Here is a 25970-nt window from a genome sequence, read left to right as displayed (position 1 = left end):
CGCTGCACCTCCAGTTCGCTGATCGCGGCCTTCACCTTCCCCTCGGCCTGCTCCCACTTCACCTCTTGCTCGTTGATCGCCTTTTGAAGCGCGTCGGTGTCGAGCCGGGCGACCACGTCCCCCCGCTTGACCACCGTGCCCTCGGGCAAGATGGTGGTGATCTTGCCCCCGCCCTCGACCTCGCACATCACCTGAACCGACTCGGAACTTTCCAGTTCCCCCTTATCGGCCACCACGATTTCCAGGTCCCCAACGGTTGCGGTGGCGGCCAGCACCTCGTCGATGTGCCGGCCGGGCAGCAACTGGCGGACCGCCAGCCACGCGACCGCCCCGACGACCGCCGCCGCCGCCGCGTACCGGGCCGCACGCGCGAGCCGGCCGGACTTACGGGACGACCGGGCCGCGGGGAGCGAGCGGCCGGGGGGCGGGGGCGGCAGGGAGCCCGGGGGAAGGGGTTCCGCGGCCGTCGCGGTCGCCGGAGCGGGCAGGGGGTCTGGGCTGCGCATTGGTGGGGAAGCCTCGGTCGTCGAGCTGGAGCTCTTCCAGGTCCAGGAGGAGCTGGAGCCGCCGTTGCTCGAACTGGATGAAGTTCGCGGCCAGCGCGTTGCGTTGTGCCAACAGGGTACTCAGGGCCTGAAGGAGCTGCAAGCTGGTCGCGTCGTTTGGGCCCTTACGGCCGCCCGGGCCGAGCAGGGTGAGCCGAGTGTTCTCGTACTGCCGGGCGGCAGACAGTACCTGCTGCCGGGCGATGCTGAACGACGGCCGCAGCCGAGCCAGTTCCCGCAGGTCTTGACGGATTTGCAGCTCCACTTGGTCCGACAGCGCGACGAACTCGCGCTTGGACCGCTGGTACGTGACCAGACTCGCGCGGTACGCGTTCCGCTCGGCCAGTCGGTTGAGCGGTGCGTCGAATTGGAGGCCGACGCTGTACGAGCTGGCCTCGCCCGCGAAGTTGAACGGCTTGTCGTGGTCCGCGTCGGTGACGAGGTTGGCGGTGCCCACCACGTTCACCCCGCCGCGCAGGGCGTTCGCGGTGACCGTCACCTTCCGCCACGCGTCGGTCGTTTGCGCACGCCGGTTCTGGAGATCGAGGCGGTTCGCCTTCGCGAAGGCCATTGCCGGTTCTTCCAGGATGTCGATCTCCGGCAGCTCGATCCGGTAGATCCGTGATTGCGTCTGGACGGTGATCACCCCGTCGAGGGCGGTCAGCAGGAACTTGGCGTCCTGGACCACTGCCTCCCACCCCTCCTTGCGGGTCGCTTCGGTTACGGCTGTGCTGTCTTTCTCGATCCTCCTGGTGAACTTCGCCAGGTCGTCGCCGGCTTCGGTCAGAGCGGTTTTCAGGCTGGTGTACGTGGCCCTGTCCCGGTCCCGCTGCTCGGGATCATCGCCCGGTCGCTCCGGACGGTCGAGCTGCCGGCCGAAGGCGTCCAGATCGGCCGCCGCCGACCGGACCGCCGCCGGACCGCCGCCCGCCAGCTCGCGCAGGTCGGCGAACGCCTTTCGGAGTACGTCGAGCGACGGCGGCGCGTCCAGTTCGCGCAGACGGACGCGCTGGAACTCCTCCAGTTGCTCCCGAAGCCGTTCGAGCGCGGGGTCTACCAGGATGAACTGGTCGAGCGGGCTGTCGTCCAGATCGATCGGGAGCCGCGGGGGCAGCCCGAGGGTGAGTTTGAACTGGTCTTTGGCGTTCTCCAGTGAGGTGCGGGTGTCGATGACATCCTGTCGGGCGGCCTGGAGGCTTTGGTAGAACTGGTCCAGCTCCACCACCGACGCCCGACCGCCGCGGAACAGCTCGTTGTACAGCCGGTACGTTTCCTCCTGCCGCTTCAGGTTGGCCTGCGAGTTCCGGAGCGTTTGGGTGGCGAGCAGGAGGCTGAGGTACCCGCCGCTCTGGGTGGCGACAGACACATAGAACTGCTTGCGGAACCGGGCGAAGTCGCGGACCGCGTACAGCACGTCCCGCTCCGCCTGGGTCAGCCCCTCGAGCCGCACCTGGCGCCCGAAGTTCCGGAGCAGCGGTTGGGTCAGACTGAGCAGCAGGTTCGACCGGACCCCGCCGACCGCCCCGCCGGTGTACTCGTAGGTGACGCTGTTGGCGAAATCGACCAGCAACTGCCCGCCGGCGGCGAGGTTGCGCTCGAACCCGACGTCGGTGGTCGAGGCCAGCCTGTTCGACTCGGTGGGGAGCGAGCTGTTGCCGGTGTGGGTATAGGTGGTGGCGTTGCGGCCGAACCACCGCAGGTCGAACTCGAACCGGTTGAGCGTCAGCCCCAGGGCCGTCAGGTAGACGTTTTCAAGGGCCGTCTGGTACTCGCGGCTGTTGAGCAGCGCGACCTCGACGGCCTTATTCTGGTCGAGTTTGACGACGCCCTTGTCGTCCGGGGCGAGGGCCGTCTCCCATCCGATCGGTTCGATGCTGTCTGCGTACCCGTCCTTGCCCCAGCGCTTCGAGCCGCGGAACTTGTACGGGTGGTCCATGAGGATTGCGGCGGCCGGGTCGTCCGGGGGCTTGGGCGGGCGGTCCGGGTCGAACGGGTCGGCCAGACGTGATCCCGGTGCGGGCTCCAACCGGAGCCGACCAATGTCATACCCGCGGCCGAGGGCAGACCGTTCGGCCACGATCGGGTACGTCTCCCGATCGGCGGCGTTGCGGTAATGGCTGCGACTGCAACCGCAGAACAGACACGTAGCCAGGAGTAATACCACCGCTCGCATAGGGCTCCACGGTCGGGCCACGTGGTTCGGTCCGGCGAGCTGCGCCGGTAACCGATTTGACGACCCAGGGCTCTTGACGGAAATCTCGTGCAGTGTCTCACTGGTGCTGTGCTTTTGAACTTCTCTGCGTCAGCGTCGCACGCCGCACTCGCATCCCGGCCTCCGCAGCTTATCTCCGTTTTGTTGGTCGCGTAACATTCGCAACCTCGCGAAACTCACAACGGACCCGAGAACTACGAACAATGCACTCATCAGACGTTTGGCAACACAAGGCGTTTCGAGAAAGTCGGGCTGTAATGAAACGGGGACATGTAACGATTAATCGGCGCGGGGCGACTCCAACTGAAGAACTTTACTGTCGAACCAAGCCTGGATCGCCCGAGTAATTCGGGTGACTCCTCAACAGCTCGGTTCGGTGACCCGTCTCACCTCTCTACACCGGCCTGAAATCTGTTCTACGCTTCCGACGTGATCTCTCAGGCGGTCGGATGCGCGATATGAAACGGCTGGTCCGTCCCGAAACAGTGTTCTTCCTGCTCACCTGGCTCGGCCTAATGCTGGCGTTCCGTGACCGAGGGTTCTACGATCCCGGCGCGCTTTGGCACGTTAAGGTCGGTGAAATCATTATCGACCGCGGAATGCCGCAAACCGATCCGTTTAGCTACACGTTCGAGGGGCAGCGCTGGGTTCCCCAGCAGTGGGGGGCCGAAGTGCTGATGGCCCTTGCGCACCGTGCCGGCGGACTCGACGCGATGCTGCTCGGGTTCGCGACCGGCGTTGCGGCACTGTTCGCCCTCATCTTCCGGCGGGCGGTGCAGGGGGGGATGGGGCCGCTTCTGGCCGGCGTGATCGTGGGCGGCGTGCTGTTTGTCGGCGCGTTCCACTACTTCGTTCGGCCGCACATGTTCACCATCGCGTTCCTCGGCTGGACGATGATGTGTGTCATCGACTACGAGCGCGGGCGCTGCACTGAATGGCGGCTCGCGGGACTGATTCCGCTTTTCATTGTGTGGACCAACCTTCACGGCGGTGTCCTCGGCGGCACCATGACGCTTGGTTTGGCAGTTGCGGGGTGGGGACTGATCTTTCTGACGTCACAGGTCTTCAAGTCGCAAGTCCCAAATCAAGGCACGCAAATCTCGTTGGCGGCCCCCATCCGTTCCTGGCGCACCGCGTTTCTACTGGTCGCGATCGTGGCCGCCTGCGGACTCACGCCGTTCGTGAACCCGCACGGCCTGGAGATGATTCGCATTTGGCAGCGGATCGTGGCGTCGAAGGTGCTCCCGGAAGTCGTCAACGAGCACATGCCGCTGGACCCGTCGTCGGCGCTCGGACTGGCGGTGATCGGGTTGGGCATTTTTTACCTCGTGTTACTGGCGGGGACTCTGCCTCGTGCGCTGCGGGTGTCGTGGTTGGTCCCGCTCGTGTGGCTGGTGTTGAGCTTCAAAGGCATCCGTCAAGGGCCGCTGTTCGCGGTGTGCGCCGGGGTGGCCATTGCGGACCTGTGGCAACACACCGTCTGGCACCGGTTGCTGGTCGAACACGGCGACGGCTCCACCGCATGGGATACCGCAAACGCGACCGAAGCGACGAACCGGGGGGGGCCGTTGTGGGCCGCGTGCGTGCTGCCGGCGGTGCTAGTCGCGGCCGTGTTCACGCTCCAGGTCCGTGGTGTCGATGCGCCGGTGGTCGGTTGCGGGTGGGCGCGTCTCGATCCCGATTTCGTTCCGTCCGACCTGACGCACGAGGTGACCGAATATGCGGCGAGCGTGCCCCCCGGCACACCGATCTTCAACGACGCCAACCTCGGCGGCTACCTCATCTACCACGCCCCGCGGCTCAAGATCTTCATGGACGACCGGTGCGAACTGTACGGCGACGAGTGGATTCGTGCGTACTCCGACGCACTGGGCGAAACGCCGGAAAAACTCGGGCCGGTGTTCGAGGGGTGGGCCGAGCGGTACAAGTTCGACCGCGCCATTGTGCTGTCGAACCCGCCCACTCTGGATAAACCGCCGATCGAGCAGTACTTAATGAGCGCAACGGAGAGGTGGCGCGAGGTGAGCCGCGGGAAGCGGGCCGTCATGTTCGAGCGCGTGAAGTGACGCAGAAGAATAAACACGGCGTGTTGTGCGGCAACAGCCCGCGAAGCAACACGCCTCTCATTCCGTTCAATCCGTGCCGCTCAGGGCGGAGATCGCTTCGGCTGCGTTGTCGTAGAGCGCCCAGTACATTTCGAGGTTGGTGATCCGCAGCAGTTCGCGGATGTTCGGGTTCACACCCGCCAGCACCAGTTCGCTCCCGCGGCTCGCGAGCAAGTGGTGGCAGCGTAGCAGAAACGTGATGAACGCCGAGCCGAAATACGTTACCGCCGACAGGTCCACGATGATGTTGTTCGGCGGGTCTTCCTTGAGCGGCGCCAGCACCATTTCTGCCGCGGGTTGCAGCAGCGTCTCTGGCAGGTCTTCAATCTGTGGGGAAGGGACGATCACCGCCACGTCGCCGTGGCGCTTCACCTGGAAGAACTCGTTCGTCAGGTTCGCGTCGGACGCCATTGCGGGGATCCAAATGTGGCGGGTGACCCGCACGTGAGGAGCGTGTCCGGTCATCAGACAAGTTAGCCGCAACCGGGTGTCGAATCAAGCGGTTGACACCACCGCAGCGGGTGCCGATACTCCCAACTCATTGGGGAGTTGCTCATTCGTATTCGTTGTCCGGGTTGTGGCGCCCCGTACGTGCCGCCGCGCGTGCTCCCCCGGATGTCCCACAGTGTCCGAACTGCGATACACCGACACCACTCGCACCGGAGCCGGTGCGCCCGTGGGCGGAACCAACCGGTGCGCGAAGCCGAGTCGTCTCCGTGGTCGCGCCTCTTCACTTCCTGATGGCCGCGGGCGGGATCTGTGTCGGTACGGGTTTCGCTTCCGTCGCCGGAGATCTTGGTGTTACGGCCCGGGCGCTGGCGTTTTTGGTTATCGTGGGAGTTGGCACGTTCATCTGGGCCGGTGTCGGTTTGGGCATCCAGATGCGCTGGGCCGGTGCGTGGTATGCGTCGGTCGTCATTTGCAGCCTTACGCTCATTTACGGGCTCGCGGTCGGAGTGCGGAGCCCGTGCGGCGCGGTTTATTTCGGTGTCCCAGCGGGTTGTGTTCTCGCGGTTCTCGTCGCACGCCGGGACGAATTCCGCTGATGAGACCGATGTTGGCGTTTCGCCGTGCGGATGGAGGCGCGGTGAAGCACGTGGTCCTTCGTACGCGCCGGCGCCGCTCGATCGTGATACCGAGCGGTTACGGCTTCGGGGGTGCCTGTGGTGCGGGGTTCGGGAGCACCGCGCCCCCCTGCGGACCCGTCGCGTCCAGGCCGAGCGCGGCGAGATAGTTGGCGACCGCCTGGAAGTAGCCGCCGAGCAGCGTCACGACCTTCACCCGCGCCTCGGCAGCCGCGATTTCCTGAATGTTCAGGTCGATCAGGCTCGTATTTCCGGCCTTGAACGATTCAGTGTCCAGCTCCAGCACCCGCTGCGCCTGACGCTGTTCCTCGCGCGCCTTGCCGACCCGGAGGTACGCCTGCTGAAGCTCGCTCACCGCGTCCTGAACCTGTGCGGTCACGTCGTCACGTGCGTACCGCTCGCGGGCCAGGAGCTGGGCCAGTTGCGCGCGGGCGGTTGCGCTCAGCCCGCGGGCGTTGCGGAACGGCAGCGGCACCTCGAACGTGGCGCCGACCTCGGCCGCCGTGCGGTCGGTGTCGAACGGCCCGCTCCCGGTGAACGTCTTTTTCGCGATGCCCACATCCTGAGCGACTTGTGCGTAGGCGTTCAGCGCCGGTTGTAACTGGTTGGTCGCCAGTTGCAGTTCGACCGCGCGGCGCTCCTTCTCCAACTGGAACTGGACCAGTTCCGGGCGCTGGGCGAGTGCCGCGGCGATGTCGGCCCCTAGTTGGGCCGGAGCGGGGCTTGCCGGGATTAGTTCCGGGAAATCTTGACGCAGCCATTCCGCTTGGGGGACCACCGGGTCCCCGGCCGGGTCGCGCAGGTACAGAGAGAGGCGGAGCGCCGCCTGCTGCAAGGTGCGCTCGGCGGCGAGGAGCGTTTCCTCGCGGCCGGCGGCCAGCCGGCGGTTGAGCGTCGGCACCGCCTCACCGATGTTTTTGGCTTTGAAACTCTCGTCGAGCAGGGCTTGACGTTTCTGGGCCAGGGCGAGCAGGTCTTTGGCGATCCGATACTGCGCCCCGGCCGTCTGCCAGGCCCAGTACGCCTGCGCCCCGGCCCGGAACGCGTCCAGGCGGGCGCGGCGGATCGTCGGATCGGCCGCGCGCTCGGCGATTTGGGCGGCCCGCAAGCGGGCACGCCGCGCGTCGATGTCACGGTTCTGGAGCAGCGGCACGTTTACCCCGGCGCGGAACTCGCCGCCCTCGGCCGTCTTCCGCTCGCCGTAGTAGATGGGGAAGTTGCCCAAACCCTGGCGCCAGCCGGCGAACGTGGTCACCCCGCCGAACGGGGTGGCTTGCTGAACGCCGGCGTCGAGCCGGGTGCTGGAAAAGGTGCCCGACTGATCGACCGCGCCGGCACGAACGGTCGGGTCGAACTGGCCCTCCGCCGCCAGCCGTTGACCGGCCGCGATCACCCGCTCCTGCTCGATGGCGTACAGCAGCGGGAACGCGGCGTCGATGCTCTTGAGCACCTCGGCCAGTTGGAGCGGCGAGTCGGCGCTCGGGGCGAGCGCCGGGGGGGCGGGAAGGGGCTGCGGTTTGGGCGCCGGCGGGAGCTGGGGGGCCGGGAGGGGATCGCGAACGAACGCACCGTCCGGCAGCGGCGAGCGCGTGGCGCACCCGGCCCCTGAGAATGTGAGCGCCAATGCAAGGGCCGTCCGTGGCCGCATCTCGTTTCCCCCAGACTGCTCGCGACCTATTTCGTTACCGGGCCGAACGGCCGGCGCGCCGGCTTGTCCTGTGTCTTGACCTCGCGCACCGGTGGGAAGCCGTTGAGCAGCCGCCACACCTCGTAGCCGAGACGGACCTCGTTCAGCACGATCCAGCCCTGCGCGCGAACCCCCTGGCGCAGGAACTGCTCGTCCGGCCATGCCGCCCCCGGCGCCGGTTCGACCAGCACGCGGAACCCGCCGCCAACTCCGTCCGCGGTCGGGTCCACGAGGTACACGCGACCCTCGAAGGTCCCCGCCGCTGCCTCCGGGTAGGCCGCGAACTGCACGGCGGCCCAACCCTCGAACTGAAGCAGCACGCGGTCGCCGACACGGACCAGCGGCAGATCATTTCCATCAATCGTGAGTTCGGCGACGATACCGGGGTGATAATCGCCCGTCAAGTCGGGAGTGACCGCTTTCACATCAGGCACCAGCACCGCCAGCCGCTCGCCGGCGCGCACGAGTTGCCCACCGGCTTCGGCGTTCGCCAGGACACGAAAGATCACGCCGTCGACCGCGGCGTGAATTCGCTGATTGGACTGCCGCTCCACCTGCGTGCGGATCATGTTGTACTGCTGGCGGACCGATGCCTGCTCGCTCTTGGCCGCCTTCACCGCTGCTTCCTCGGTCTGAATGAGTCCGGCGGTGCGCTTGTCGGTCGCCTCCCGCTGCGCCTTGGCGCCGTCGAGCGTCCGCTCGGCCAGCTTCAGCCGCGCCTCGACCAGGGGAACCTGTGCCTTGGCGAGGTCGCGCTTGCGCTCGGCCTCTTCGACCGCGTCCCCGGAGACTACCTCGCCCACCGAGCTCTTGCTGAGCTTCCTCAGCCGCTCGTAGGCCAGCTCTTCGCGCCGCAGGTTGAAGGCCGACTGCTGAAGCTCCTGCTTGACGACTAGCACCTGCGCCTCGGTCTGCTCGACGCGGTATCCGGCCTCCGCTACCAGCACCTCACGCTCCCCCTTCACGAACTCCAGCCGGTTCTGCTGATCGAGCACCCGGCCGTCGGCCAGGGCGAGCCGCTGGAGGGCGAGCGTTTCTTGCTCCCGCAGCCGCTCCAGAATCAGCGGGTCGTTGTCCACGAGTTCCACCAGCAACTGCCCGGCCTTGACCCGGTCCCCCTCGACCACGTGCCACTTCTTGACCCGCCCCTCGATGGGTGAAATGACGAACTGCGCCCGCTGCACCGGGTTGAACGCGATCGCCCGGCCGGTGCCGTGGACGGTCTGCGTCCACGGGCTGACGGCCAGCGCGGGGACCGCGAGCAGCAGCGCCGCGAGCAGGGCGAACGCCAGAACCCGCACGATGCGCGGCGTCTGCGCGGCCTCCAGGGAGGGCAGTGCGGGCGCGGGCGCATTAGGAGTTCCCATAAGGCACCTCCGGCGAACGGTCCAACCGAACGACGCGGTCGCACGACCGGGCGACTTCGTCGGAGTGGGTGATGACAAGGAGCGTCCACGCCGCTCCCGGGCCGAGGAGCGCGGGCAGGACGGTCGCCCGGATGTCGGCGTCCATGTGGTCGAGCGCCTCGTCCAGAACGATCAGCCGCGGTCGGCCGACGATGGCCCGGGCCACCATCAGCCGGCTCGCCTGGCCCAGCGAGAGCGGCGCGCCGCCGGACCACATGACGGTGTCGAGCCCCTTGGGCAGCGCCAGCACCGGCTCGAGGAGCCCGACGGTCTGGAGCGCGGCGCGGGCCTCCGCGTGGGTCACGTGGGCCCGGCCGACGCGGACGTTTTCCAGCACCGTGGCCTCGATCACCTCCACGCCCTTGACCAGCGCGACCTGCTCGCGGAGCGACTCCCGGCGGAGCGTTCGGAGGTCGGCGCCGTCGAACTCGATCCACCCGCGGTCGGGCGTGCGCAGCGCGTACAGGAGGTCCGCCAGCGTGCTCTTGCCGGCCCCGTTCGGCCCGACCAGCGCGACCCGCTCGCCGGGCGCCAGCTCGAGCGACAGCCCGGCAAGGGCGGCGCGGGGCTGCTGGTCGTAAGCGAACGATACGTCCCGCACCGCGACCGCGGCCCCGCCGCCGGCCGGCCGCCGTGCCTCCGCCCCGTCGGCCTCCAGGGGCAGGTCGAGCAGGTAGCCGAGCTTGTCCACCGCCGCCAGCAGGTCGTAGTACGCCTCCAACTGCTTGCCCAGCTTGGTGAACGTCGCGACCACCAGCGCCACCACGATCTCGGCCGCGACCAACTCGCCGAGGGTCAGTTCGCCGCGGATCACCAGCGCCCCACCGACTGCGAGCAGGGCGACGTTGGCGACCGCCTGGAGCAGCAGCGCGAACCCGATCTGCCGCATGAGGACCCGGAAGTGTGCGGCTCGCGCGTCCAGGTACTCGCGGGTGAGTTCGTCGGTGCGGGCGGCGGCCAGCGCGGGACCGCCCGCCGTCTTGAACGCGATCGGGTGCCGCGCGACCTCTTCCATCCACCCCGCGACCTGGTACTTCGCCACCGACTCGCGCACCGCCGACCGCACCGCCCCGCGGCCCAGGGCCAGGAACAAGAACGCGAGGGCGCCGATGAGGATCAGGTCGAAGCCGAGCAAGTAGCTGTGATAGAAGCCGAGGAGCAGCAGCCCGATGAACACTTGGAGTGCGAGCGTGATGCCGTCGAGTAGAAGCGTGGCCGACGCCTTCTGCACGGTCAGCACGTCGAAGAAGCGGTTGACCAGTTCCGGCCCGTTCTGGCGGTCAAACGCCCTGAGGTCGACCCGCGGCAGCCGGTATGAGAGGTCGGCCGCGACTCGCACGAACACGCGGCGCTGGATGAACTCCACCACGACCGTTTGGAGGATCAGCAGCCCGGCCGCGAGCGACAGCGCGACGAACAGCGCCACGCAGAGCACGACCAACTGCTGGATCAGTGTGCCGAGCGCCACCGTGTTGACCACCGCCATCGCGACGACCGGGGTGGCGAGCGTCAGCGCCCCGACGCACACGGCGAACAGCAGCACCAGCCACAGCTCGCCGCGCTCAGGCCGGAGCAGGCCCAGCAGCCGGCGGAACGGCGGCATGTGCGCCGCGTGGTGGTGGTCGGCATGTTCGGCATGCGCGGCGTGGTGGGGGGCCGCGTGCGAGAGCGGCAGAGCGGCCGTCGGTTCACTCACAGCCGGCCCTCCCACGCGCCGCCGCTGTAGGCACTGCGGGCGCGAGGCACCCGCTGTTTATGTTCACCATCGTGCCCCCGTCTAAATTCTTCACCTGATCGCACGCGTTATCACTTGGGTCGAAAGACCGCCGCATTGCGATCACCCCTCGGTATCGATTCAACCGCCCACACTGCGTTGCTTAAACTGGTAAATATCGAAACGGCGCCGACCGTTCCACTCCGAACAAAACGCCTCACCAAATGCCGGCGCCGAGCACCAGCCAAACTGCCGACGCGGCGACAATAGCCAGCGGCCGGAAGTGCCAAGCTCCCAACTCGTCGAGCCGTCCGTATTCGTTGTTCGATCGTGCCGCCCAAGTATTTTGAGAAGGCGCGGCGGAACGATCCCCGTCCGGCGCGGCGGGCACCAAACCTCGATCCGGGGCCGAGAAGAGTTTGACCGGCGGGCGGGGTTCGGTCAGGAGCGGCGGGCCAAAGGCACCACGCTCCGGGCGGCCGGTCCCTTGTAGAGCCCGCGCGGGCGGATGAGCCGGTTGTTGTCGAGTTGCTCGACGACGTGCGCCGCCCAACCGGTAATGCGGGCCATTGCGAAGATCGGTGTGTACAGCGAAATTTCGAGCTGCATCGCGTGGTACAGTCGTCCCGCCGGCCAGTCGAGGTTGGGGTACATGTTCTTCTCGGCGGCCATCACCCGCTCGATGATGTCGGCCGCCTCTTCCCACTTCTGGGTGCCGGCCGCGTCGGCCGCCGCGCGGGCGTACTTCTTGAGGATGCCCGCCCGGACGTCGCCGGCCTTATAAACCCGGTGGCCGAACCCCATGATCCGCTCTTTCCGGGCCAGCGCCGCCCGGACCCAGGCTTCCGCGTTCTCGGGGCCGCCAGCGGCGAGCAGGATGTCCATCACCTTTTCGTTGGCCCCGCCGTGCAGCGGGCCTTTCAACGCGCCGATCGCGCCGGTCACGCCGCTGTGCAGGTCGGACAGCGTGGACACGATCACCCGCGCCGCGAACGTGCTCGCGTTGTACTCGTGTTCGGCGTACAGGGTGAGGGACACGTCGAGCGCCTTCACATCCGCGGGCGTGGCCTCCGACCCGCGGAGCATGTAAAGGAAGTTGGCCGCGTGGCCGAGGTCCTGGCGCGCGGGAACGACCGGCAGGCCCTTCACAACTCGGTGGTGGGACGCGATGGCCACCGGAATCTGGGCGAGTAGCCGTTCGGCCTTCCGTAAGTTCGCGTTGTGCGAGGAGTCGGCGGCTTCCGGGTCGAAGTGGCCCATCACGCTGACGGCCGTGCGGAGCGCGTCGAGCGGGAGAGTGCCCTGGGGCAGTGAAGCAAACAGCCCCGTAAGGGGAGCGGGAAGTTGCCGCGCCGCGGCGACCCGCGCGTGAAATTGTTGGAGCTGAGTGTCGGTCGGTAGCTCGCCGTGCAGAAGGAGGTAAGCCACCTCGTCGAACGAGCAATGCTCGGTCAAGTCGCCGACACCGTACCCGCGGTAGCTCAAACCGCTTTCAACGGTCGAAACGGCCGTTTCGCCCGCGATCACACCTTCAAGGCCGGGAGAGTAGGCTGGGGTGGTCATGAGGGAGTTCCGGGGTCCAGTTTCCGAGTCCCAGGTTGTTCAGAACCGGTGACCAGAATGTAGCCAACTTGGAACCGCTCACATCACCTTCGCGGCGGCGGGCGGCCACAGGAGAGCGTAAGCCGAGTTCGCCAGCATCGCGAGCAGGAAATCGATAATGAGGATCGCGACGAACGCGATCACGAACGCTTCGGTGGCGGCCCGGCCGACGCCCGCCGCCCCGGCCTTGCTGTTGAACCCGCGGTGGCACGCGATCAGGGACAGCACCCCGCCGAAAACGAACGCCTTCATGAGCCCCACCGACACGTCCCACAGCTTCACGAACTCGCGCGTGTGGCGCCAATAGTGGTGGCTGTCGATGTGGTACACGTGCAGGCAGATGAGCGAGCTGCCGAACAGGCCCATCACGTCGGCAAGCACCGTGAGCAGGGGTAGTAGTAGGAAGCACGCGAGCAGCCGCGGGCCGACGAGGTACTTCACCGGGTCCACGCCGAGGCACGCGAGCGCGTCGAGTTGCTCGGTCACGCGCATGGTGGCGAGTTCCGCCGCCATCGCCGAGCCGACGCGGCCCGCCAGCATCACCGCGGCTAGCACCGGCCCGAGTTCGCGGACGACCGAGATGTGAATGACCGCGCCGAGCGACGTTTCCATTCCGATGGTGTGGAACTGCCCGTATGCCTGAACGGCCAGCACCATCCCGATAAAGGTCCCGGTGATGGCCACCACCCCAACACTGTTGGTGCCCACCTCGACAGCGACCCGGAGGAACTCGCGCGCCCGGAACGCCCGGCCGAAAATACCCGCAAGAGACCTGAACGCGAACAGCCACCAGTCGCCGAATGCGATCGAGGCTTCGGTGCCCGACTCGACCCAGGTTGCCAATTGCGCGCGTGATGGGAACAGCAACATGAACGCGACTGTAACGCGCCGGGGAGCGAAAGGGCAGGTCAAACGTGTTCACGCCTCAGTCGCACTCCTGAAGCGTGAACACGTTTACCGCGGCAGAGCACGCACGGGCACGCCGTTAACCCACTGAACCCAGACCCCGTAGGTCGTGTTCCATGCCAAACCGGTGAACCGCCGGTCGGCAAGGTCGTCATCGGCGCTCGCTTGTGCTGGCTCGCTGAAGAAGTCGCGCTCTTGGCGCTCGATGCGCCGCCGGCGCCCTTCCGCACGCACGTGCGCCAGTTCCGCCTGCCCGAGCATCCACACCACGACCGCGACTGCGAGTAGGCTCAGCTTCGGGAGCAATAGGCCCGCGACACCGAAGAGAACCGCCATCACCGTGCCCACGCCCACGGCCGTTTCGGTCGCCCGCACCCGCGGCATCTGGGTGCTGAGCAGCGCCCGCAGCACGCGGCCGCCGTCCATCGGGAACGCCGGCAGCAGGTTAAACGCGGTCAGGAACACGTTGGCGATCAGCAACCGGCCCAGGAACGCGCCGATCACGTCGCCGCCAGATACGGAGGACAGCTCGAACGCCGAATCGCCGACCACCAGTGCGATGAACAGCCCCAGCGCGATGATCACGTTCACGGCCGGCCCCGCCAGAGCGACGGCGATTTCGCGGCCCGGGCGTTCCGGCATCCGTTCGAGCGAGGCGACCCCGCCGACCGGGTACAGCGTGATGTCGCGGGTGCGGATGCCGTATGCCGCGGCCGCCAGCGCGTGACCGAGTTCGTGCAGGGCCACGCACCCGAAGACCGCGAACACAAACAGCAACTCGAAGACCAGTTCCCCGACGCTGCTGTCGAGACCGGAGAACAGCACGAGTAGCGGCAAGAGCCAGAACGTTCCGTGAACGTAAAGGTCGATGCCGAATACCTTTCCTAATTTTAAGGAGCTAAACATAGTGGTGATTTTCCTTCCCGAGCGCGGTTGCACACCGGCCCTGTGTACATATTCGATGCCGCGGCGCCGAAATTGGGTTCCGGGAAGTTTCAGCTCCTGACGCCGCGGCGTTCTCCGGCGGCACGACTGTGGTCGGTTGGCAACAGGCTGTTGCGCGGACCACATTACCGCCGCAATGTTCAGAGCAGGATGAGCCAGGCGGCCGAGAAGAAAATGAAAATGCCGCTCACGTCCACGAGGGTCGCCACGAGTGCGCCGGAGGCGACAGCGGGGTCGAGCCCGAACCGCTGCAAGACGAGCGGGATCAGACACCCCATCAGCGTGCCCCACAAGCAGATGCCGAGTACGGCGATGGAGACCGTCAGTCCCAACCGCCACCGGCTCACGGGCTCGGTGCGCACCTCGCACTCGGTCGGGAACCGGTACACCCATTCACCCCCGACCGGTTCGGGCGGCGTGAGTGTTTTAACCCCCTCGGGGAGCCGCACGCGAGCGTTCTTCTCGAGCGTGATGGTTTGCGGGGTGCCTTGTGCAAGCGACACGTCCCAACTCTTTCCGCCCCAAAGGGAGGCCACCTCTTGCGCCGGCAGTTCCGTGCCCGCCGGAACGTGAACGGTGAACTCCTCTTTCACCTTACGCGGCCCGCTCCGCGTGTCGCTCGGGGTGAGCGACCCGCGCACGAACGCAATGACCCCGAGCGTGAGGCCGAGCGCGAGCCCCATCAGCAGCTCGCGCCGCAGCACCCGCTTCCAGTCGCGCGGGCGGGCGAAGCCGAGCGCCATCGCCCGTGTCACCAGTGTGGCGGCCTGGGTGCCCGAGTTGCCGCCGGTTGAGATGCAGAGCGGAACGAACAGCGCGAGCACCACTACGGTCGCGATCAGTTCCTCGAAGAACTCCATCACCGTGAACGTTGCCAGTTCGGCCACGAAGAGCACCGCGAGCCACTGGACGCGGCTCCGCCACACCCGGTAGAAGCTGGCGTTCAGGTAGTCGCTTTCGATCGGCCCGACCGCCGCCTGACGCTGCAAGTCCTCGGTGGCCTCCTCGCGCACCACGTCGAGTACGTCGTCGTGGGTGACGATGCCAAGGAGCCCGAACTGCTCGTCCACCACCGGCGCGGCCAGAAAGTCGTACCGGGCGAACAGTTGCGCGACCTGTTCCTGGTCCTCGTCGTGCCGGAGCGTGACGAGGTCCGTTTCCATTAGCTCGCGGATCAGCGCGTGCCGGGGGGCGAGGATCAGGTCCCGCAGCGACACCACGCCCAGCAGCCGGCGCGGCGCGAGTGAGCCGTCGCCGCGCCGGTTCGGGTCGTCCAGGACGTAGATGTAGTAAATGGTTTCGCGGTCCGGGGCTTCCTGTCGGAGCTGGTCGATGGCCTCGGCGGCGGTGAGCGTGCCCGGCAGCCAGGCGTAGTCGGTCGTCATCAGCGCGCCGACCGTGTTCTCCCCGTACTGGAACAGCGTCGCGATGTCCTTGCGGTCGGCCTCGGCCACCAGCCGCATGACCGATTCCGTCACCCGCCCCGGGAGCCGGCGGAGCAGGTCCACGCGGTCGTCGTGCGACATCTTCGAGAGCAGCTCGCCCATCTGCGGGCGGGCCTTCTCGGCCATCAGGACCTGTTGGGCCGGGGTGAGGTACTCGAACACCGACGCCTGCGTCCGGATGTTCGCGTTGCTGATGACCTCCCAGATCTGCTCCGGGCTGAACTCGTCGTCGAGCGCCTCGGCCACCGTCGCGGGGTGCAGCTCCTCGCAGAACTCCCGCAACCCGGCGGCGTTCTTCTCCGCGAGCATCATCCGGATCTCGGGGCTGAACAGCGGGTGAACCATCGGGCACCAGTGCGGAGTTCGGAGTGCGAGGCTCGGAACGAAGGCCGGGTCGGGTGCGGTTCGTTACTCCGCGTCCCGCGTCCCGCGTTCCGCGAGCGAAAGGTTGTCGATGAGCCGCGTGGTGCCGAGGAACACCGCGACCGCCGCGACCGCGGGGCGGTCCAACCGCGCGAGGGGCTGGACCGTTTCGGCGTCCACGACGCGCGCGTAATCGACGCGCGCGCCCGGTATCGCGGACAGTTCGGCGTGAAGTGCCGATTCGAGCCGGGCGGCGTCGACCTCGCCGGCCCGCGCCCGCTCGCGCGCCGCCCGGAGGGCCTGCTGGATGCGCGGCGCGACGGCGCGCTCGGCGGGGCTCAGGTAGCGGTTGCGGGAACTGAGCGCGAGTCCGTCCGGCTCGCGCACGGTCGGCTCGACGCGGACCCGGACCGGCACGTCGAGGTCCCGGACCATCTGCACGATGATGCGGGCCTGCTGGTAGTCTTTTGAGCCGAAGAACGCCACGTCCGGCGCCACGATGTTGAACAGCTTCAGCACGACCGTGCACACGCCGCGGAAGTGCCCGGGGCGGGCGGCCCCGCACAGGTGGTCGCCGAGCTTGGCCACGTCCACGGACGTGACCGCCCCCGCGGGGTACATCTCCGCGACGCCCGGGGCGAAAATCAGGTCGGCGCCGGAGCCCGCGCACACCCGCTGATCGGCTTCGAGGGTGCGGGGGTATTTGGCGAAGTCTTCGTTCGGTCCGAACTGGGTCGGGTTCACGAAGATCGACACCACCACGAAGTCGGTCGCGGCGCGGGCCGCGCGAACCAGGGCCGCGTGCCCGTCGTGGAGCGCGCCCATCGTGGGGACGAATCCGACGGTCTTGCCGGCGGCGCGCGCCCGGGCGACGGCGTGCCGCACGTCGGCGATGGTCGGTGCGATGGGCGTTAGCATGGTTTGTGCCTCGTGGTCCGGGCCGTCCACCCGTGCGCGAATCGATCAGGCGAGCGGCGAGCCCTGCGCCTGGAGAACCATCGAGAGGTACGAGCGCGGCTCCTGCTCCGTCAGCCCGAGCTCGGCCGCCGCAGCCAGCAGAACGGTCTTGGCCGCGTCGTATTGCGCCTCGTCGGCGAGAATTTCGAGCTCCACAAACGCGCCCACCCCATCGACCGTATCGAAACAGGCTTCCAGGTCGAAGCCGTCGCGGGCGAACTGGTACACCCGGCGCTTCTTCTTCACTGTGGTTACGGGCGCGTAGCCGAGCGCCACCAGGAGGCGCTGCATGTCCGCGGCGGCGGTGTCGCCGTCGCCGAGCGGGACCTCGATCTCGGGCCGGGTTTTCGTCTCGGTGTCGCGCCGCGGCCCTTTGTACGTGAGGCAGTTCTTGGGGCCGATGCGGCGCAGCCGGAACGCCTCGTCGGACGCCTTCAGGTCGCGGTCGGGCGCCTGAAAGTACAGGTCCAGGTCGGTGCGATCCTGGGCGAGCGTGGCCCCCCATTCGAGGAGCGTGGCGACGGCCGCGGTGCGGTCGGCGTTCCGGTACTTCACTTCGACTTCGAGCATGTGACCCTTCAAGCCTCTGGGGGCGCTCCCGCTGGCTAACATATTAGTGGTACAGTAGGGGCGGACATCCGCGAACCGCAGGAGCGTGAGGCGTGCCACACAAGATCAGCGTCGCGAAAGTGGCGGACATCCCGGACGGCTCAAGCATCGTCGTGAACGTCCGCAAGACGGACATCGCGATTTTTAATGTGAAGGGCGCCTTCTTCGCGGTGGACGACCTGTGCCCGCACATGGGCGCGTCGCTGTCGGGCGGGTTCGTCGAGGACGGGTGCGTGACGTGCCCGTGGCACTACTGGCGGTTCAAACTCGCCGACGGTGCGTGGGCCGACAACCCGAAGGTGAGGCTCGGGGCGTACCCGGTTCACGTGGACGGCGACAGCGTGCAACTGGAACTGCCGGATTGACCAGCTTTTGTTCGTGACCGAGGGGGGACACATGGGACGCGCACGCTTCTGGTTCGCGGCGGTAGTGCTCGGACCGGCGTGCACGTTCGTGCCGGTCGCGCAGTCGCAGCCCGCACAGCCCGCACAGCCCGCACAAATCAAAAAGGCAGCACCGAAGCTCGAACCGGTCGCCGACACCAAGTTGCTCATGGAAGGTCTGGCGGACCCCAACGCCCGCGCGCTCGGCAAGCTGTTCGCGGCCAAGCCGAAGGACGCGGAAGCGTGGGCGTTCGCCCGCGGACAGTCGCTGCTGTTGGCGGAACTGGGCAACCTGTTACTGATGCGCCCGCCGCGGACGAAAGAGGGGCAGGAGCCGTGGCTCGCGCACGCCGCGGACCTGCGTGAACGGGCGGGTGCGCTCGCTCGAGCCAGCGCGGCGAAGGAGTACCTCCCGGCGCGGGCCGCTCTGGCGGGCGTCGCGAACGCGTGCAACCGGTGCCACCAGTCGTTCCGGGTGGGGGTGCGGGTGGACCCGTTTCCGGAGGACCGGTAGCGGTGGCTGCTTGACACGCGGTTGCCGGCATCCTAGTTTGATCGCGCTCCGAGGCCAAAATTCGGTCCCGTCGCGGGCGAAGTATCTGCAAGTCGCCGCACGGCCCCGCGCACCCCAGTCCCAAACCGAGAGCCGTCCCAAGATGTCCAGCTCCACGAACCCGGAATCCTCCCCGCCGGTCGGGTCGCTCCCCCGTCCGGTCCCCAAGAAGCGGGAGATCAAGCTCATCAGCCACTCGATGCTGTTCTACTGGTGGCCCATCTGGCTGCTCGGGTTCCTGTTCGCCGTCTGGACGTGGAACGAGGACCACCGGCTGGCGATCGTCCCGCCCGGCTCGAAGGTCACCATCGTCGAGGGCGGCCCGCAATCCGATACGACGGCGTATAAGATCTCGGTGAAGAACCCGACCACGCAGTCGCTGGAGAAGGCCCGCGATGCGACCGAGAAGGCCGGCGCCGAGCCGTCGTTCCGCACCCGCGTGTCGCGGCACGCGTGGATGGGGCCGCTGTTCTGTGTGGTGCTGCTGCTGACGGTGGTCATTACCAACGTGCAGTTGCGCGGCCTGTGGTCGTTCCTCGTGCTGCTCCTGATCCTGGTGGTGGCGCTGCTGATCACCCTGATCCCGGACGGCTGGGAGAAGCTGCTGAGCACGCTGAACGGGCTGCACATTTACATCAACATGGCCGGGTACCTGTTCATCGCCACAGTGGTGTTCATCCTGTGGGCCGTGTCGGTGTTCCTGTTCGACCAGCGCACCTACATCATCGTGACCCCGGGGCAGATCCGGGTGTGCGAGCACGTGGGCGCGTCGATCCGCACCTTCGACACCACCGGGCTGTCGTTCGAGAAGCAGCGGGACGACATGTTCCGCCACTGGCTGCTCGGGTTCTTCTCCGGCGACCTGATCGTGCGGACGTCGGGCGCGGAAAAGGAGACGATCCGGCTCCCTAACGTGCTCTGGATCGGCTGGCGGCTCGAAGAGGTGCAGCAGTTGCTCGCCGAGAAGGCCACGGTGGCGGCTTGAGGCCGGCCAGAAAGTCGAACACGGGCGGCGCGATCGTGGTCGCGCCGCCCGTGTCTGTTCACCGCTACCCGCTTCACTCGCTGCTTTCTACCTACTCCTTGATCTCTTCCTTCACCAAGTTGATGTAGAAGGTACCCTTCTTCTCCTCGACCTTCTTGGCCAGTAGGGCCTCGGCTTCGACCTTCTGGTTGTACGGGAACTTTTCGACCACCTTGCTGCCGTTGTCGAACACCACCCACACGGCCCGCGTGCGGACCTCCTTGGCGACCCGCGTGCGCTTGGTGGGAGCCTTCTTGGTGGCGGCCTTTTTGGCGACCTTCTTTTTCTTCTTCTTCGGCTTTTCGTCGTCATCGTCCCCGGCGTCGTCGTCCCCGCCGGCGTCGCTGTCGAGATCCGCGTCTATGTCAACGTCCGCGTCGGCATCGACTTCCGCTTCGGCGTCGACCTCCGCGTCTTCAGAGTCCTCGTCCTCGTCTTCCTCTTCCTCTTCGACTTCTGTGCCCTCGGTTTCTTCCTCCCGCTGCCGCGCCTCCAGCGCCTCGGCCTCGCGCCGCAGGTCTTTCCGGCTCCGACCCCTCGCCATGTGCGCCCCTCCGAACGAAATTCGTATTGCAACCGTTAAGCTAAGTGACGGTGAGGGAACTGACAAGGTTCGACCCCCTGCCGGGGCGGGTCAGATCCACCGCTTCCAGCGGAAGAACACGACCGACGCCAGCCCGGTGGCCAGCATCGCCGCCAGCGCGAGCGGGTACCCGTACTCCCACTCCAGCTCCGGCATGTGCTTGAAGTTCATGCCGTACACGCTGGAGATCAGTGTGAGGGGCAGTATGGTGGTCGAGATCATGGCCAGCACCTTCATGACCTCGTTGAGCCGGTTCGACACCGCCGCGAGGTGCGTTTCGCCCATGTCGCTCACCATTTCGCGGGCCGCCTCGATCAGCTCCGTGTACCGCACGAGGTGGTCGTACACGTTGCGGTAGTAGACGATCTCGCGGGCCTCCACCAGCTCGAACTCGCCGCGGATCAGCCGGGCCAGCACCTCCCGCTCGATGATGAGCGTTTTCCGCATCCCGGTGACCACTCGTTTGAGCCGCAGAATGCGGTGGATCAGCTTGGGCGACGGGTTGGTGAAGATGCGCGCCTCCAGGTGGTCGAGCTTGGTCGCCACCCACTCGACCACCGGGGCGTACTCGTCCACCATCGCGTCGAGCACGATGTGGAACACGTAGTCCGGGCCGCGCCGGGCGGAGTCGCCGTGCCGCGCCAGGTACCGGTGCGCCGTTTCGATGCAGGCGAGCCGCTCCAGCGAGTGCGTGATGAGGACGTTGCGCGACAGCACCGCGCTGAGCTGCGGGCGGTGCCGGTGCAGCAGCCGGGACGCCGACGGCAGCCGTTCCGCGCCGAGCGGGCGCCCGGCGCCGGCGGCCATCGCGACCAGCCCGGGCGGGAGCGGGTTGACGATCACGAACAGGTAGTCCGGGAACTCTTCGACTTTCGGAAAGTGCGCGCCGCGGTCGGGCTCGCGGCGGATGCGGGTGACGTCCTCGAGCGACAGTGGGTGAACCGGCAGAAACTTCTGGAAGACCGCGGCCTCTTCCTCGGGCGTGGGGGCGCTCAGGTCGACCCAAACGAACTCGTCCGCGGCGATGCCGGCGGCCGATTCGGGCAGCCCCTCGGGGCCGGTTTCCTTGCAGGACGAGCCGTTCCAACGGCGGACGGTGATCATGGGGTTCCGGATGCGAATAACTGAATCGGCACGGCCCGGGTTGCGTCTAGATTCCTATGGAGCGGCGCGGGGAACGGCGCGGGCGCGAGAAACGCCTTGTAAGTCGCCGCTCTGGTCCGGGTAGAATACGCGGCGTCCGGTCCGACCTTGCCCGCACGCGTACCCCCGACATGGCACCCGCCGCGCCCCACGCCCCCGCGATCGCACCGACCGACGACGCGCTGCTGGCGCGGTTCGCGGCCGGCGACCGTTCGGCGCTCGACGACCTGTTCCGTCGGTACCGGGGTGTGGCGCACCGGGTGGCGTATCGGCTGCTGGGGTGTGAGGCCGACGCGCTCGACGCGGTCCAAGACGGGTTCGTGAACGCGCTCACACACCTCGACCGCTTCGTGGGCCGCAGCTCGTTCAAGACGTGGCTGCTGCGGGTGGTGTGCAACGCCGCCCACGACATCGGCCGGCAGCGCAAGCGGAACGAGCGGGTGCCTCAAGCGCCGGCTCAGTTCTCGTTCGATGAGCTCCGGGCGGCCGACCTGCCCCCCGCCGACGGCGGACTGGTTCGGGCCGATTTGCGCCGGATCCTCGATGCGGCGCTCGCCCGGCTACCGGAGGTTCAAAGGCAGACGTTCGTCTTGCACGTCGAGGGCGAGTTGACCTATCGTGAAGTGGCCGACGCGCTGGGGATCTCGATCGGCACCGTGATGAGCCGCCTGTTTTACGCACGCCAGAAGTTGAAGGAACTGCTCGCGGGTTACCAACAGCCATGACCACCGTCCCGAACGACAACCCGAACCGCCCGGACCCGTTCGGCGGGTACCTTGCCGGCGCGCGCGAGGCGGTGGACGCCGTTCGCCCGGACGAACCCAGTGAGGACCAGTGGCGCGCCGTGCTGGGCGGTGTGCGCGTGGGGCTCGCCGCCGCTACCGAGCCGGCTCGTGTCGCGCCCCCGCGCTGGCACCGCACCGCGCTTGCGGCCGGTGCGGCGGCCCTCGCGGCGGTAGCCGCTGCGGTCGTGTGGGTCTCGTTCGCGCCTGTGGTGAACCCGGCCGGCGTCACCAAATCGGGATCCGTGGTTCCGGCCCGTCCGGAACCGCCGGCCGACCCGCTGGCAGGGTTCGACGTACTGCCGTTGGCGAGCGCCGAAGAGGTGGACCTGCACCGTGTGCCCGGTTCCGGTTGGCTCCCCGTCGGACATGACCCCCTCCCGGCGGCGATTGTTCTGGCAACCAACCAGGACATCGAACTGGACTATCCCGATTCGACGTGGTCCCAGGTGACGCCATCGCCCGGAGACGCGCCGGTGATTTTCGCATCAAAGCCCAGGTGACTCATGTCCGCCGTGCTGGCCGCGCTCCTGTTCATCACGTGCCAGGCCGAGCCGCCGGTGCGCGTCACGGTCGTGATCGTTCTGGCGACAAACCAGAACGCGGTCGTCGATGCGAAGCTGAAGGACCTTGCGAAGGAAGTGCAGAAGCGCGACCCGAAGCTGACCGGCTTCAAACTGGTCGCGACCGAATGCAAGTCGATCCCGGTCGGTGCGTCCGAGGTCATCACGCTGACCGACAAGCAGGAACTCAAGATCCAAGTGGACAAGGCGAAGGACGCGAACGGGCGTATCAGTATGACCCTCAACCCGCCCGCGATGGACTCGGTTACCTACGCATGCGCGTGCGACAAGTTCTTTCCGGTTGTAACGCCGCACCGCACCAAAGCGGGCGAACAACTCATCATTGCGGTGATGGCGAAGCCCTGCACGCTGAAGAAGTGAGGCGGCCCGGTCCTGAGTTGGTCTCCTCTCGTGGGGGACAGACGGGGCTGGAGCCCTGGAGGCCGAGTCCACTTCTGGCGGCGGTGGTGGCGTTCGGCTTGGTCGGGGTGCTATTCGGCGTGAGCGAACCGCTCGGGCGGCGGTGGTTCCGGGGCGCGCCCTACGGCTCTCTTGTGTTGGCGCAACTGGCGTCGTGGCTCGTGTTGCGCGTGCTGGCGCGGGTACTGGACCGGGCGCTGGATTTGTTTTTAGATCTGGTGCTCTTGTGCTGGCCGCGTCGGTGACGCCGGCAACCCGGGGAGCGAAGTTCACGCAATTCGCCCCCTCACACGGGCGTGAGCCAACTTCGGAGGACCCGAACTCTGGGCTCAGGTTTGTGGTTGTGGTTCGGTCGTCCACAGGGCAATTACTTCTGTTACTGTGGCGGCCACTCACGCTCCGGCTCCGGTCTATGCATCATCGCCGGCCGGATAATCGCGCTGGCTGGAAGGGGGCGCCGCCCGCAAACGGAAACGGTCTTTGCGTGGGGAATGTCATGTTGTCAGTCCAGTCATTCGATCATATTTTTATGTCATTTAGGTGATGTGAACCACGCTATTCCGGCAATCGATGGTAGCAAAAGTTGGTCACCCAACCACCGCCCTCAGAGGGGCGCTGTACTGCCTTAGCGGTCAATTGCCCAAGATGTCATTAGTGCGCATGTGCATTGAATAGCTGTGTAAACAAAAAAGCCCCGGCGGACCTCCCGCCGGGGCTTCACTCTGGGGAAGAGTGGTGCCTGTGAGCGGAAGTCGGAGCGGTCGCCCGCTCAGAGTCCCGTTCAGTCGATGGAATGCGCGAACAGAGAGAACTTGCGCAGGGTTGTAGGGTTTTTGGCGGAATGCACAGGATCGGCCGCGCTGAAGACACGCTTGTGCCGCCCTTTGATCCGTTCAACCCGCCAAAAATCTTCACCTTTCTGAACTTACGACAGTTTTACGCCGAGTTCTTTGAGCTGCCGGGCGTCAACCGCCGCCGGCGCCCCGGTCATGAGGTCGCGGGCCTTCTGGTTCTTCGGGAACGCGATCACGTCGCGGATGTTTGTCGTGCCGGCGATCACCATTGCCCAGCGGTCGAGGCCGAGCGCGATGCCGCCGTGTGGCGGGGCGCCGCTCTTCAGCGCGTCCAGCAAGAACCCGAAGCGACCTTGAGCGTCTTCGGGCGTCATGCCAAAAATCTCGAACACGCGGCTCTGGACATCCTGCCGGTGGATACGGATCGAGCCGCCGCCCACTTCGTACCCGTTCAGCACCATGTCGTACGCTTTTGCGCGGACCTTCCCAAGGCTCTCGTTCTGCCAGAAGTTCGGCAGGTCTTCGTCCATCGGTGCGGTGAACGGGTGGTGCATCGCGTCCCAGCGGTTCTCTTCCTCGTTCCAGGTGAACATCGGGAAGTCGAGCACCCAGGCGAAGTTAAAATGCTCGGCCCGTGGCTGGAACGGGACCGGGGCGTACACCTCTTTCTTTTTCTTGGCGGCGTCGGCTTTATCCTTCTCGGCCTTGTCGTGCTCGGCCTTCTCGTCCCACCAGTTCTTGTACAGTTTGAGCTTGGTCGCCAAGTGGATGCGGAGCGCGCCGAGGGCGTCGCACACCACCGCTTCCTTGTCCGCGACCAGCAGCAGGAGGTCGCCGTCGGCGGCGCCGAGGCGCTCCTTCAGTTTGGCCTTCAGCTCGTCGGAGAAAAACTTCTCGGTCGCGCCGGTGAACTTGCCGCCTTCGACCTTCATCCACGCGAGACCCTTTGCCTTGTAGGTCTCAACGACCTTCGGCAGCTCGCCGCCAGGCTTCAGCGCGGTGTTACTGAACGCCGCGGCACCGCCTGTAGCGTTGATCGCCCGCACCACCCCACCGGCCGCGACGGCATCTTTGAGGAACTGCGCCTCGCTGGCCCCGGCGATGTCGGTGATGTCCACGATTTCGAGGCCGAACCGCAGGTCGGGCTTGTCGGAGCCGTACTTCGCCATCGCCTCCGCGTAGCCCAGGCGAGGGAAGGGGAGTGGGAGTTTCACGCCCAAACACTTGTCGAAGATGTCAGCGGCGAGCTTCTCCATGACGGAAAGCACGTCCTCGCGCTCGACGAACGACATTTCGACATCGAGTTGCGTGAACTCGGGTTGCCGGTCGGCGCGCAGGTCCTCGTCGCGGAGGCAGCGGGCGATCTGGAAATAGCGGTCGTAGCCCGAAATCATCAGCAACTGCTTATACAACTGTGGCGATTGCGGCAGCGCGAAGAACTCGCCGTTGAACACGCGGCTGGGCACGAGGTAGTCGCGCGCCCCTTCCGGCGTACTCTTCCCGAGCAGCGGGGTTTCGACTTCAAGGAAGTGGTTCGCGTCCATGTAGTCGCGGATCACCTTGCACAGCCGGTGCCGCAGAACGAGCGTTTTCTGGAGCGTGCGGCGCCGCAGGTCGAGGTAGCGGTACTGGAGGCGCAGGTCCTCGTTGGCCAGTTCGGTGCCGAACTCGTCCACCTGGAACGGGAGCGGCGGGCACTCGTTGAGCACGCGGAGCGTTTTGGCTTCCAGTTCGACGGCCCCGGTGGCGATGTCGGCGCGGGCGGCGCCCTCGAGCCGCTTTTGCACGGTGCCGGTTACCGACAGCACCCATTCGGCCCTCAGCCGCTGCGCGGACGCGAACAGCTCGGCGTCGTCGGCCTTCCGGAACACCACCTGCGTCAGGCCGTAGCGGTCGCGCAGGTCGATGAACACCTGGTGCCCGTTGTCGCGCGCGGCCAGCACCCACCCGTTGAGGGTCGCGGTGCTCCCGACGTGTTCTTCGCGGAGCTGGTCGCAGGTGTGTGTCCGCTGCCACTCGGCCATGAGGTTCTCCCGGCAATGGTATCGACGTTGAGCGTCAGTATACGGACGCCGTCCGGACCCGGGGGTTCGGCTTCCACCGGCCGGCCAGATAGCGGTATCATCCGGTCGTTACAAACCTTC

General features: G+C 66.8%; 22 protein-coding genes. 8 read left to right on the top strand and 14 right to left on the bottom strand.

Annotation, left to right across the window (positions count from 1 at the left end; translation table 11 throughout):
• Positions 1 to 384: 384 nt before the first annotated feature.
• The gene (locus R5W23_RS01190; protein WP_320684746.1) at positions 385 to 2622 is read right to left on the bottom strand and encodes a TolC family protein; all 2238 of its coding nucleotides are present in this window, start codon (positions 2620 to 2622) and stop codon (positions 385 to 387) included.
• A gap of 593 nt (positions 2623 to 3215) precedes the next feature.
• On the opposite strand from R5W23_RS01190, the gene R5W23_RS01185 reads away from it, so the two are divergent.
• On the top strand, positions 3216 to 4823 hold the full coding sequence (locus R5W23_RS01185; protein WP_320684745.1) for a hypothetical protein: 1608 nt from the start codon (positions 3216 to 3218) through the stop codon (positions 4821 to 4823).
• Between the two features lie 66 nt (positions 4824 to 4889).
• On the opposite strand, the gene R5W23_RS01180 is transcribed toward R5W23_RS01185, so the two are convergent.
• From R5W23_RS01180 to cyaB, 10 genes are all read right to left on the bottom strand, one after another.
• Positions 4890 to 5273 carry an STAS domain-containing protein gene (locus tag R5W23_RS01180; RefSeq protein ID WP_010037939.1) on the bottom strand — a complete coding sequence of 128 codons (384 nt, stop codon included), beginning with the start codon at positions 5271 to 5273 and terminating at the stop codon, positions 4890 to 4892.
• Positions 5274 to 6005: 732 nt separating this feature from the next.
• On the bottom strand, positions 6006 to 7571 hold the full coding sequence (locus R5W23_RS01175) for a TolC family protein (protein ID WP_320684744.1): 1566 nt from the start codon (positions 7569 to 7571) through the stop codon (positions 6006 to 6008).
• A 50-nt stretch (positions 7572 to 7621) separates the two neighbouring features.
• Entirely contained in the window at positions 7622 to 9001 is a 1380-nt protein-coding gene (locus R5W23_RS01170; RefSeq protein ID WP_320684743.1) for an HlyD family secretion protein, read from the bottom strand.
• Positions 8988 to 10736 (bottom strand): peptidase domain-containing ABC transporter, encoded by a 1749-nt coding sequence (locus R5W23_RS01165; protein WP_320684742.1) that lies wholly within the window; start codon positions 10734 to 10736, stop codon positions 8988 to 8990. Before R5W23_RS01165 ends, R5W23_RS01170 begins: the two co-directional genes overlap by 14 nt.
• A gap of 459 nt (positions 10737 to 11195) precedes the next feature.
• Positions 11196 to 12317, bottom strand: a complete 1122-nt coding sequence (locus R5W23_RS01160) for a citrate/2-methylcitrate synthase (protein ID WP_320684741.1) — start codon at positions 12315 to 12317, stop codon at positions 11196 to 11198.
• A gap of 78 nt (positions 12318 to 12395) precedes the next feature.
• Positions 12396 to 13199 (bottom strand): MlaE family ABC transporter permease, encoded by an 804-nt coding sequence (locus tag R5W23_RS01155; protein ID WP_320684740.1) that lies wholly within the window; start codon positions 13197 to 13199, stop codon positions 12396 to 12398.
• Between the two features lie 111 nt (positions 13200 to 13310).
• Positions 13311 to 14168, bottom strand: coding sequence for a M50 family metallopeptidase (locus R5W23_RS01150; protein WP_320684739.1), 858 nt, complete (start codon positions 14166 to 14168; stop codon positions 13311 to 13313).
• A gap of 179 nt (positions 14169 to 14347) precedes the next feature.
• Positions 14348 to 15997 (bottom strand): magnesium transporter, encoded by a 1650-nt coding sequence (mgtE, locus tag R5W23_RS01145; protein WP_320684738.1) that lies wholly within the window; start codon positions 15995 to 15997, stop codon positions 14348 to 14350.
• Between the two features lie 63 nt (positions 15998 to 16060).
• Entirely contained in the window at positions 16061 to 16933 is an 873-nt protein-coding gene (gene panC, locus R5W23_RS01140; RefSeq protein WP_261185919.1) for a pantoate--beta-alanine ligase, read from the bottom strand.
• 45 nt (positions 16934 to 16978) lie between these two features.
• Positions 16979 to 17542 (bottom strand): class IV adenylate cyclase, encoded by a 564-nt coding sequence (gene cyaB, locus R5W23_RS01135; RefSeq protein ID WP_261185918.1) that lies wholly within the window; start codon positions 17540 to 17542, stop codon positions 16979 to 16981.
• A gap of 92 nt (positions 17543 to 17634) precedes the next feature.
• On the opposite strand from cyaB, the gene nirD reads away from it, so the two are divergent.
• The 3 genes from nirD to R5W23_RS01120 all read left to right on the top strand — a co-directional run bounded on the left by nirD (position 17635) and on the right by R5W23_RS01120 (position 19502).
• Positions 17635 to 17946, top strand: coding sequence for a nitrite reductase small subunit NirD (gene nirD, locus R5W23_RS01130; RefSeq protein ID WP_261185917.1), 312 nt, complete (start codon positions 17635 to 17637; stop codon positions 17944 to 17946).
• Between the two features lie 31 nt (positions 17947 to 17977).
• Positions 17978 to 18478, top strand: a complete 501-nt coding sequence (locus R5W23_RS01125) for a hypothetical protein (protein ID WP_320684737.1) — start codon at positions 17978 to 17980, stop codon at positions 18476 to 18478.
• 142 nt (positions 18479 to 18620) lie between these two features.
• Positions 18621 to 19502 (top strand): hypothetical protein, encoded by an 882-nt coding sequence (locus tag R5W23_RS01120; protein WP_010037969.1) that lies wholly within the window; start codon positions 18621 to 18623, stop codon positions 19500 to 19502.
• Positions 19503 to 19593: 91 nt separating this feature from the next.
• Here R5W23_RS01120 and R5W23_RS01115 read toward each other — a convergent pair whose 3' ends face one another.
• Both R5W23_RS01115 and corA read right to left on the bottom strand, forming a co-directional pair.
• Positions 19594 to 20085, bottom strand: a complete 492-nt coding sequence (locus tag R5W23_RS01115; RefSeq protein ID WP_010046661.1) for a hypothetical protein — start codon at positions 20083 to 20085, stop codon at positions 19594 to 19596.
• Positions 20086 to 20175: 90 nt separating this feature from the next.
• Positions 20176 to 21228, bottom strand: a complete 1053-nt coding sequence (gene corA / locus R5W23_RS01110; RefSeq protein WP_320684736.1) for a magnesium/cobalt transporter CorA — start codon at positions 21226 to 21228, stop codon at positions 20176 to 20178.
• Positions 21229 to 21398: 170 nt separating this feature from the next.
• Between corA and R5W23_RS01105 the strand changes: the two genes are divergently transcribed.
• The 4 genes from R5W23_RS01105 (at position 21399) to R5W23_RS01090 (ending at position 23277) form a co-directional block, all read left to right on the top strand.
• Positions 21399 to 21992 (top strand): RNA polymerase sigma factor, encoded by a 594-nt coding sequence (locus tag R5W23_RS01105; RefSeq protein WP_320684735.1) that lies wholly within the window; start codon positions 21399 to 21401, stop codon positions 21990 to 21992.
• Positions 21989 to 22552 (top strand): hypothetical protein, encoded by a 564-nt coding sequence (locus tag R5W23_RS01100; protein ID WP_320684734.1) that lies wholly within the window; start codon positions 21989 to 21991, stop codon positions 22550 to 22552. The genes R5W23_RS01105 and R5W23_RS01100 overlap by 4 nt, the downstream gene beginning before the upstream one ends.
• Before the next feature lie 3 nt (positions 22553 to 22555).
• Positions 22556 to 22993, top strand: coding sequence for a hypothetical protein (locus R5W23_RS01095; protein WP_320684733.1), 438 nt, complete (start codon positions 22556 to 22558; stop codon positions 22991 to 22993).
• Positions 22994 to 23112: 119 nt separating this feature from the next.
• Complete coding sequence (locus R5W23_RS01090) at positions 23113 to 23277, top strand: hypothetical protein (protein ID WP_320684732.1); 165 nt, start codon at positions 23113 to 23115, stop codon at positions 23275 to 23277.
• A 680-nt stretch (positions 23278 to 23957) separates the two neighbouring features.
• On the opposite strand, the gene aspS is transcribed toward R5W23_RS01090, so the two are convergent.
• Positions 23958 to 25850 (bottom strand): aspartate--tRNA ligase, encoded by a 1893-nt coding sequence (gene aspS / locus R5W23_RS01085; protein ID WP_320684731.1) that lies wholly within the window; start codon positions 25848 to 25850, stop codon positions 23958 to 23960.
• Positions 25851 to 25970: the final 120 nt, after the last annotated feature.

This window comes from Gemmata algarum, assembly GCF_034097035.1.
GTDB lineage: Bacteria > Planctomycetota > Planctomycetia > Gemmatales > Gemmataceae > Gemmata > Gemmata algarum.
Note: the sequence above shows the minus strand (reverse complement) of the source record. Positions and strands in the feature narration are given on the sequence as shown.

Coding starts and splice junctions, on each gene's coding strand:
- R5W23_RS01185 (WP_320684745.1), top strand. CDS start 3,216: ATGAAACGGCTGGTCCGTCCCGAAACAGTGTTCTTCCTGCTCACCTGG.
- R5W23_RS01180 (WP_010037939.1), bottom strand. CDS start 5,273: ATGGCGTCCGACGCGAACCTGACGAACGAGTTCTTCCAGGTGAAGCGC.
- R5W23_RS01170 (WP_320684743.1), bottom strand. CDS start 9,001: ATGGGAACTCCTAATGCGCCCGCGCCCGCACTGCCCTCCCTGGAGGCC.
- R5W23_RS01160 (WP_320684741.1), bottom strand. CDS start 12,317: ATGACCACCCCAGCCTACTCTCCCGGCCTTGAAGGTGTGATCGCGGGC.
- R5W23_RS01150 (WP_320684739.1), bottom strand. CDS start 14,168: ATGTTTAGCTCCTTAAAATTAGGAAAGGTATTCGGCATCGACCTTTAC.
- mgtE (WP_320684738.1), bottom strand. CDS start 15,997: ATGGTTCACCCGCTGTTCAGCCCCGAGATCCGGATGATGCTCGCGGAG.
- panC (WP_261185919.1), bottom strand. CDS start 16,933: ATGCTAACGCCCATCGCACCGACCATCGCCGACGTGCGGCACGCCGTC.
- cyaB (WP_261185918.1), bottom strand. CDS start 17,542: ATGCTCGAAGTCGAAGTGAAGTACCGGAACGCCGACCGCACCGCGGCC.
- R5W23_RS01125 (WP_320684737.1), top strand. CDS start 17,978: ATGGGACGCGCACGCTTCTGGTTCGCGGCGGTAGTGCTCGGACCGGCG.
- R5W23_RS01120 (WP_010037969.1), top strand. CDS start 18,621: ATGTCCAGCTCCACGAACCCGGAATCCTCCCCGCCGGTCGGGTCGCTC.
- R5W23_RS01115 (WP_010046661.1), bottom strand. CDS start 20,085: ATGGCGAGGGGTCGGAGCCGGAAAGACCTGCGGCGCGAGGCCGAGGCG.
- corA (WP_320684736.1), bottom strand. CDS start 21,228: ATGATCACCGTCCGCCGTTGGAACGGCTCGTCCTGCAAGGAAACCGGC.
- R5W23_RS01105 (WP_320684735.1), top strand. CDS start 21,399: ATGGCACCCGCCGCGCCCCACGCCCCCGCGATCGCACCGACCGACGAC.
- R5W23_RS01100 (WP_320684734.1), top strand. CDS start 21,989: ATGACCACCGTCCCGAACGACAACCCGAACCGCCCGGACCCGTTCGGC.
- R5W23_RS01095 (WP_320684733.1), top strand. CDS start 22,556: ATGTCCGCCGTGCTGGCCGCGCTCCTGTTCATCACGTGCCAGGCCGAG.
- aspS (WP_320684731.1), bottom strand. CDS start 25,850: ATGGCCGAGTGGCAGCGGACACACACCTGCGACCAGCTCCGCGAAGAA.